This is a genomic window from Pseudoglutamicibacter cumminsii, assembly GCF_003143995.1.
GTDB lineage: Bacteria > Actinomycetota > Actinomycetes > Actinomycetales > Micrococcaceae > Pseudoglutamicibacter > Pseudoglutamicibacter cumminsii_B.
In genome coordinates, this window is the sequence record NZ_QFWG01000003.1 from 168,831 (window position 1) to 176,456 (window position 7,626).

General features: G+C 60.3%; 6 protein-coding genes, 3 tRNA genes and 1 pseudogene. 7 read left to right on the forward strand and 3 right to left on the reverse strand.

The window, feature by feature from the left end; all coding sequences use genetic code 11:
• The first annotated feature begins 34 nt into the window (after positions 1 to 34).
• From gltX to thiL, 5 genes are all read left to right on the forward strand, one after another.
• Positions 35 to 1,546, forward strand: coding sequence for a glutamate--tRNA ligase (gene gltX / locus CAY35_RS04040; protein WP_109303420.1), 1,512 nt, complete (start codon positions 35 to 37; stop codon positions 1,544 to 1,546).
• Positions 1,547 to 1,806: 260 nt separating this feature from the next.
• Positions 1,807 to 1,878, forward strand: a tRNA-Gln gene (locus CAY35_RS04045).
• Between the two features lie 141 nt (positions 1,879 to 2,019).
• A tRNA-Glu gene (locus CAY35_RS04050) sits at positions 2,020 to 2,092 on the forward strand.
• A gap of 130 nt (positions 2,093 to 2,222) precedes the next feature.
• Positions 2,223 to 2,295 (forward strand) — tRNA-Glu (locus CAY35_RS04055).
• A 116-nt stretch (positions 2,296 to 2,411) separates the two neighbouring features.
• Complete coding sequence (gene thiL, locus CAY35_RS04060) at positions 2,412 to 3,524, forward strand: thiamine-phosphate kinase (RefSeq protein ID WP_109303421.1); 1,113 nt, start codon at positions 2,412 to 2,414, stop codon at positions 3,522 to 3,524.
• Positions 3,525 to 3,536: 12 nt separating this feature from the next.
• Here thiL and CAY35_RS04065 read toward each other — a convergent pair whose 3' ends face one another.
• A complete protein-coding gene (locus CAY35_RS04065) occupies positions 3,537 to 4,247 on the reverse strand; it encodes an IclR family transcriptional regulator (protein WP_109303422.1) in 711 nt (236 codons plus the stop codon).
• 184 nt (positions 4,248 to 4,431) lie between these two features.
• Between CAY35_RS04065 and leuC the strand changes: the two genes are divergently transcribed.
• Both leuC and leuD read left to right on the forward strand, forming a co-directional pair.
• The gene (gene leuC / locus CAY35_RS04070; protein WP_109303423.1) at positions 4,432 to 5,883 is read left to right on the forward strand and encodes a 3-isopropylmalate dehydratase large subunit; all 1,452 of its coding nucleotides are present in this window, start codon (positions 4,432 to 4,434) and stop codon (positions 5,881 to 5,883) included.
• A 29-nt stretch (positions 5,884 to 5,912) separates the two neighbouring features.
• Entirely contained in the window at positions 5,913 to 6,512 is a 600-nt protein-coding gene (gene leuD, locus CAY35_RS04075) for a 3-isopropylmalate dehydratase small subunit (RefSeq protein WP_109303424.1), read from the forward strand.
• Positions 6,513 to 6,985: 473 nt separating this feature from the next.
• On the opposite strand, the gene CAY35_RS04080 is transcribed toward leuD, so the two are convergent.
• Entirely contained in the window at positions 6,986 to 7,426 is a 441-nt protein-coding gene (locus CAY35_RS04080) for a hypothetical protein (protein WP_146191915.1), read from the reverse strand.
• 37 nt (positions 7,427 to 7,463) lie between these two features.
• A pseudogene (locus CAY35_RS04085) lies at positions 7,464 to 7,626 on the reverse strand (IS3 family transposase); the annotation flags it as partial.

Below are 7,626 nucleotides of genomic sequence, written 5' to 3' on the forward strand. Positions count from 1 at the left end.
GCATCGTTATTTAAACCAACTAAGATAAGGAATCATGAGCTTTACTGCGTCGCTTCCTACGGTTTCTGATTCAACTCCTGTACGTGTGCGTTTCTGCCCGTCGCCGACGGGTACTCCGCACGTTGGCATGGTCCGCACGGCCCTGTTCAACTGGGCGTATGCTCGCCACACGGGTGGCACCATGATTTTCCGCATCGAAGATACCGATGCGGCGCGCGACTCCGAAGAGTCGTTCAACCAGGTCATCGACGCCATGGAGTGGCTCGGTATTGACTGGGACGAAGGCATCCGCGTGGGTGGCCCACAGGAGCCGTACCGCCAGTCGCAGCGCATGGACATCTACGCCGATATCCTGCAGAAACTGATTGACGGCGGGTACGTGTACGAGGACTTCTCGACTCCCGAGGAAGTCAAGGAGCGCCGCAAGGCCGCCGGCCAGGACGTACAGCTTGGCTACGACAACTACGACCGCGACCTGACCGAGGAACAGAAGCAGGCGTTCCGCGACGAAGGCCGCAAGCCGGTCTTCCGTTTGCGGATGCCAGATGAGGACATCACGTTCGATGACCTGATCCGTGGCGAGATCACGTTCCCTGCGGGCTCGGTTCCAGACTTCGTGGTGGCGCGTTCGAACGGTGCGCCTCTGTACACGCTGGTGAACCCGGTTGATGACGCGCTGATGGGCGTGACCCACGTTCTGCGCGGTGAGGACATCTTGTCCTCGACTCCGCGCCAGATTGCGCTCTACCGCGCGCTGATCGAGCTTGGCATTGCCGAATACCTGCCGCGTTTCGGCCACATGCCGTACGTCATGGGGCAGGGGAACAAGAAGCTGTCCAAGCGCGACCCGGAATCCTCGCTGTTCAACCTGCGCGATGCGGGCTTCATCAAGGAAGGCCTCGTCAACTACCTCGCGCTGCTTGGTTGGGCGATCTCGGGTGATGAGGACATCTTCACGATGGACGAGATGGTCAAGGCTTTCGACATCAAGGATGTTCAGCCGAACCCGGCTCGCTTTGACGTCAAGAAGGCTGAAGCGATCAACGGTACGCACATTCGCCGCTTGAGCGCTGAGGTTTTCGTTGAGCGTCTGGTCCCGTACCTGCGTGGTGCTGAGCTTGTCTCGGATCCGTTGACTGACGATGAGCGTCGCATCCTCGAAGCGGCCGCTCCGCTGGTTCAGGAGCGCATGCAGCTGCTGGGCGAGGCACCTAAGATGCTGGACTTCCTGTTCAAGCCGGACGCCGAGATCACGATGGACGAGGATGCTCTCAAGCGCATGCCAGAGAACCTCGGTGAAGTGATCGATGCGGCAGCGGACGCGCTCGAGAAGGTTTCAGACTTCACGGTAGAAAACATTGAGCAGGCCCTGCGTGAGAGCCTCATTGAAGGCCTCGAGCTCAAACCACGTTTTGCATTCGGTCCGGTGCGCACGGCGATTTCGGGTCACCGCGTATCACCGCCGCTGTTCGAATCGCTCGAGATCCTGGGCAAGGAATCCACACTGGCGCGCTTGCGGGCGTTCCGCGAGAACCACGTCGAGTAGACGTAGTTGCAACGTAGTGTTTGCGCGCGTTAGACACCTTAGGGTCTCGCCCCGTTAATGTGGCGTTCGACACGAGGGAGGGAACCGATTTGGTTTCCTCCCTCGTCTCATGTAGGCTAGACAATCGCATGCCATAGCGATCAAAAGATTTTATGGTTGCGAACAAACGCTTAGCGTGAAGATACAAAAGTATTGAAATGCCGGGCGCAGCTAATTGAATATGCGTAATCATATTGATCGTGCTACAATCGAATGCACATTGGGATATGGTGTAATTGGCAACACGACTGATTCTGGTTCAGTTATTCTAGGTTCGAGTCCTGGTATCCCAGCGAAGATCCTTCCGCTGTAAGCAGCGTTAAGGATCAGCGATTCCCCTCTGAAAATCCCACAGTCTTGCTAAAGCAGGGTCTTGCTTGCTGAAGCAGGGACTTGCTAAAGCAATGCAGGGCATGAGGTAGGGAAAAGCATTTGGCCCCATCGTATAGCGGCCTAGTACGCCGCCCTCTCACGGCGGTAACGCGGGTTCGAATCCCGCTGGGGTCACGTCGCACAACACGTTCACGAACTCAACAGTTCGCTAACTCACTATGAGACGAAAACTCAATATGAGGCTCAGTGCAGGTTGATCTTGTGCAGTGCACAGGTTCGATTTAGTGGAGCGTGTCGCGAAAGCGGCCCCATCGTATAGCGGCCTAGTACGCCGCCCTCTCACGGCGGTAACGCGGGTTCGAATCCCGCTGGGGTCACGAAAGAAAAAATCCCGGTGATGAACTCACCGGGATTTTTTATGCCCTAATCTGGGTCTATCTCATCGTTGAGTAGATTGTTGCTGGGCCATGTGAGCGCTGCCGAAGGAGAACCTATGGGTACCGTGAGCGGGATGGGTGAGCGTGCGATCATCGCATCCATCACCGAGGCATTCGGTTCTGCATCGGCATCGGAGGCCTCGCATCCCAAGGCGGGGACGGGCGGCGCTGACGGGTTAGCGCAGGTCCTGAGCCGCGTTGTTGTAGCCAATGGCGACGATGCGGCTGTGGTTGCCGCGAATGCTCGCATGGTTTTCACGATGGACACCTCCGTCGAAGGTCAGGATTTCATGCTGACATGGCCGAGCGGCGCCAAAACCGATGCGCGGCTGCTCGGATTCAAATGCGCTGCCCAGAATCTTTCCGACATCAACGCGATGGGGGCCCGCACTCGTTATCTCCTGGTGTCGTTGTCGTTCCCGGGCGATATCGAAGAGACATGGCCTGCTGAGTTTGCGGCGGGGATGCGGCAAGCGTGCGATGAGCTCGGTGCTCCAGGTGCTGAGCTCATCGGAGGGGATGTCTCGGCGGCGGAATCCGTAGCGGTGAGCATCACCGCGATCGGCGAACTCGGCGCTGACTCCACCCCGCTCGTCCGCAGTGCGGCACAACCGGGGGATGGGGTCTATCTGGCTGGAAGGATCCCAGGGATCTCAGGCACTGCCCTCAACGAACTTCTGTCCCCTCAGGTTGGTGGACTCAGGGCCTCGGAGGCCGAGCCGCAAAGAGCGCTTGCCGCTCACTTCGTGCCAGCTCCGCCGCTAGCCGTCGGTCCGGCGCTAGCGGCACGCGAGCACCGCATCGCAAGCATTGACACGTCCGATGGCGTGGTGCGTGACGCCACACGCATCGCACAAGCCAGCGACGTTGCTGTTGCGCTCGACGAAGCGGTCATCAACAGTTTCGCCGCACAACTGGCGGAGTCCTGGAACCTGACCGCCCAAGAGGCGCGGCACAACGTCTTATATGGGGGAGAGGACTTCAACCTGCTGTTCACGCTTCCGGCAGGGGCTGAGGCCCCTTCGATTGACGGCGTAGCGATCCGCCGCATCGGCACGGTTGAACAGCTAAGCCAGCCTGACACGAGATCTGGTACGGAACCTGGCGCCTATATCGCTGGCCGCCGCCTCGACGAAACCCTCGGCTTCGACCACTACAGCGGTGTGTGAAGCCGAGTAGCGTCAGGTCGCGATTGCGGCGCTGAGGTCGTGGGCTACCTGCGCGACGATGCTGCCGTAGCGTCGGCCGGGGTCGTTGCCGGTGCGCTGAACAGGGCCCGACATCGAAAGCGCGGCGAGAACTTTCCCCGAGGGGCTGAAGATTGGCGCTGAAACGGAGGCCACACCCCGTTCGCGTTCACCCACGGATTGCGCCCACCCGCGTTGCTTGACCCGGGCGAGGTCGTGGGCAGTGAATCGTGCGCCTTCAAGCCCCTGGACGATGCGGGCTTGGTCCTCCCAAGCGAGCAAGACCTGCGCCGCAGAGCCGGCACTCATGGACAGTTGCGTGCCTACCGGGATGGTGTCGCGTAGGCCGGTAGGACGCTCGGCGGAGGCTATGCAGATGCGGAGGTCACCTTGGCGCTTAAAGACCTGGGTGCTTTCGTTGGTGAGTTCACGCAAGCGGTGGAGTGAAGGGCGTGAAGCAGCAACGAGCCGGTCTTGGCCGGCGGCTGCCGCGAGTTCAGTGAGGCGTGGACCGAGTGTGAAGCGTCCGTGGAGGTCTTTGGTCACGAGCCCGTGGTGGGCCAGAGCTTGAGCGAGCCGGTGCGCTGTTGGGCGCGCAAGATGGGTTGCCTCTACGAGTTCCGCGAGGCTCGCTGGACCTGACTCGAGGGCGTCAAGGATCATGGTTGCCTTGTCGATAACGCCGACACCGCTGCTTTGTGACATATGAGACACCCTAGCGTCTCAATTGTTGAGACACAAGACCATAATGTGGAATAGTCTGGTGTTAGCGTGGTCATATGCACGTTCCACACGACCCTGCTGTGCGTTGGCGAAAATTCGGTGACGCAGACCCGGTGACTCAGCACCAGCGGCAGGTATCGCGAAATATCGAGGAAGGACAGACGCTATGTCGAGCACAGGCGCACCGCGCACCTTGGCAGAAAAGGTGTGGGAAGACCACGTCGTAGCCCGGGGTGAAGGCGAAGGCCTTGACCGCCGCCCTGACCTGCTCTACATCGACCTTCACCTCGTTCACGAGGTCACCTCGCCGCAGGCCTTCGAGGGTCTGCGCCTGGCTGGCCGTAAGCTGCGCCGGCCGGACCTCACGATCGCAACCGAGGACCACAACACCCCGACCCTGGACATCGACAAGCCGATCCAAGACCCGATCTCCGCTAAGCAGATCGAAACCTTGCGCGCTAACTGCGAGGAGTTCGGCGTCCGCTTGCATTCGCTGGGTGATAAAGAACAAGGCATCGTTCACGTCGTGGGCCCACAGCTGGGGCTCACACAGCCCGGCATGACCATCGTGTGCGGCGACTCCCACACCTCGACCCACGGTGCGTTCGGTGCGCTGGCCTTCGGCATCGGCACCTCCGAGGTCGAACACGTCATGGCAACCCAGACGCTGCCGCTCAAACCGTTCAAGACCATGGCGATCAACGTTGAAGGAACCCTGCGCCCAGGCGTGACGTCCAAGGACATCATCCTCGCCGTGATCGCCAAGATCGGAACCGGTGGCGGCCAGGGCTACGTCCTGGAATACCGCGGCTCCGCGATCGAACAGCTTTCGATGGAAGCACGCATGACGATGTGCAACATGTCCATCGAGGCAGGCGCGCGTGCCGGCATGATCGCTCCAGACCAGACGACGTTCGACTACATCAAGGGCCGCCCACACGCCCCACAAGGCGAAGAGTGGGATGCCGCAGTCGAATACTGGAAGACCCTGCGCACCGATGACGACGCGACATTCGACGCGGAGGTGTTCCTCGACGCAGACGAACTCGAACCGTTCGTTACGTGGGGCACCAACCCGGGCCAGGGCGTTTCACTCAGCGACGTCGTCCCGCACCCAGAGGAATGCGGGGACGAAAACGAGAAGGCTGCGGCTCAGCGCGCGCTCGAATACATGGGTCTTGAAGCCGGAACCCGCATGAAGGACATCCGCGTAGACACCGTGTTCCTCGGCTCATGCACCAACTCGCGCATGGAAGACCTCCGTGCCGCAGCCGACGTGATCCGCGGACGTGAGAAGGACCCGAACGTACGCATGATCGTCGTCCCGGGTTCGGCACGCGTGCGCCTCGAGGCGGAAGCCGAAGGCCTCGACAAGGTGTTCAAGGACTTCGGGGCCGAATGGCGCTTCGCCGGATGCTCGATGTGCCTGGGTATGAACCCGGACCAGCTCGCAGAAGGCGAGCGTTGCGCATCGACCTCCAACCGCAACTTCGAGGGCCGCCAAGGCAAGGGTGGGCGCACCCACCTCGTGTCCCCGCTCGTCGCGGCGGCAACCGCCGTCCGAGGCACGCTGTCCTCGCCATCGGACATCCTCGAGAACGCAACCGCCTCCGCATAACCGCACGCTGGTAGAGAAGGACATTCATCATGGAGAAATTCAGCACACACACCGGCGTTGCCGTGCCACTGCGAGCATCCAACGTCGACACCGACCAGATCATCCCGGCGGTCTACCTCAAGCGCATCACTAAGACCGGTTTCGATGACGCACTGTTCGCCCGCTGGCGTCAGGACCCAGGGTTCATCCTGAACCAGGAGCCGTACAAGAACGGTAGTGTTTTGATCGCTGGCGCGGACTTCGGTACCGGTTCCTCGCGCGAACACGCCGTGTGGGCGCTCAAGGATTACGGTTTCCGCGTCGTGATCTCGTCCCGTTTCGCGGACATCTTCCGCGGTAACTCCGGCAAGCAGGGCCTGGTTGCGGCGCAGGTCGAACAGTCCGATGTTGAACTGCTGTGGAAGCAGGTCGAACAGGATCCAGGGATGGAGGTCACTGTGGACCTCCCTAACCGCACCGTGACCGCGGGTTCGCTGACCGTGAGCTTCTACATCGATCCGGATACCGCGTGGAGGCTCGCAGAAGGCCTCGACGACATCGACCTTTCACTGCGGCAAGAAGACGCGATCGCGGAGTACGAGGCGCGCCGCCCATCGTTCAAACCAGCGACACTGCCGGCACGTTCCTGATTCGTGGGCCTTCAACGAGATTGTCGGATGCACCATCGACGACCTTGCTCTCTACTTCCGAGCCCAGTTCAGTGACCAGGATGAAAGCAGTATGACGTCGAGATTCCGGACGAGGGGCAGGTCCGCCTCATCCTCTCCGATGACCTCGATGCGGCTTACGCTCCTCTGTCACCGAAGATGACGGCGCGCATCGCTGAGACTCTCGGGGAGGCCCCGGAGTGGTTGGCTCTGGCACGGGAGCGGATCCGGGAGGAATTTCCGGACGGTGAGGAACCTGAGCTGACCAGCGTGTGCGTGCTGTCCGAACCTCCGGAACCCTCGTGCTTCTCGAGGCAACCTCGCGTGAAGCGTGCAGGGCGGTAGGAGGATGCGGATGTCTACGGCAGGCTCGTTCTTCAGCGGGCAGGGCCAACCGTGAACAAAAACACCGATTCAACAGGGTATTGACCCGTTCGGGCGAGGTTGCTTGATTTTTAGCTGGGCAACCAGTCTTCACCAGGTTGGATGGCCTGCTGCTGGATCACGTCGAGTGTCAGGTTGGTCAACTGGTGATCGATGCTGAAATCAATCCTGGCTTTGTCGATGAGCCGACCGGTGACGACAAAGCTCACGGGAAGATCACGTTTGGGGTATCGGTCGTATAGTCGCGCTCCCTGTTGATCGGAGTTCACCGTCTCATTGACGTGTACGGAACTGACCGACCAGCTTCCGGCGGTTTCGTTGAACACGAAGGGCGCGATTTCGTCAGTGCCGGCTAGGGAGCTGAACATTCCCCGAAATCCCCTTGTCCCGAGCCGGGATGCGTTGGGGTTGCCGTCTAACGGCGGAGAAGTACGGCTAAGTTCCTCGGTTGCGGGACCGACGTAATACACATGGAGCACATCGTCGCGCCGGGCCTCAACATCCAGCAGCAACGGAATTGAAGCGCCTTGGGTTTAGTGGAGACTCAGCTCATTTGATTTCTACCAGTTCTTTGGTGCTGGTAACCCCAGCGTAGAACTTTTCTTCATGCTCGAGCGGAGGCACATCCCCGAGGTAGCCGTGCAGCCGTTGCGTGTTGTGCCAGTGCACCCATCCCAATGTCGCGAGTTCGAGATCATCGATCGTTTTCCAC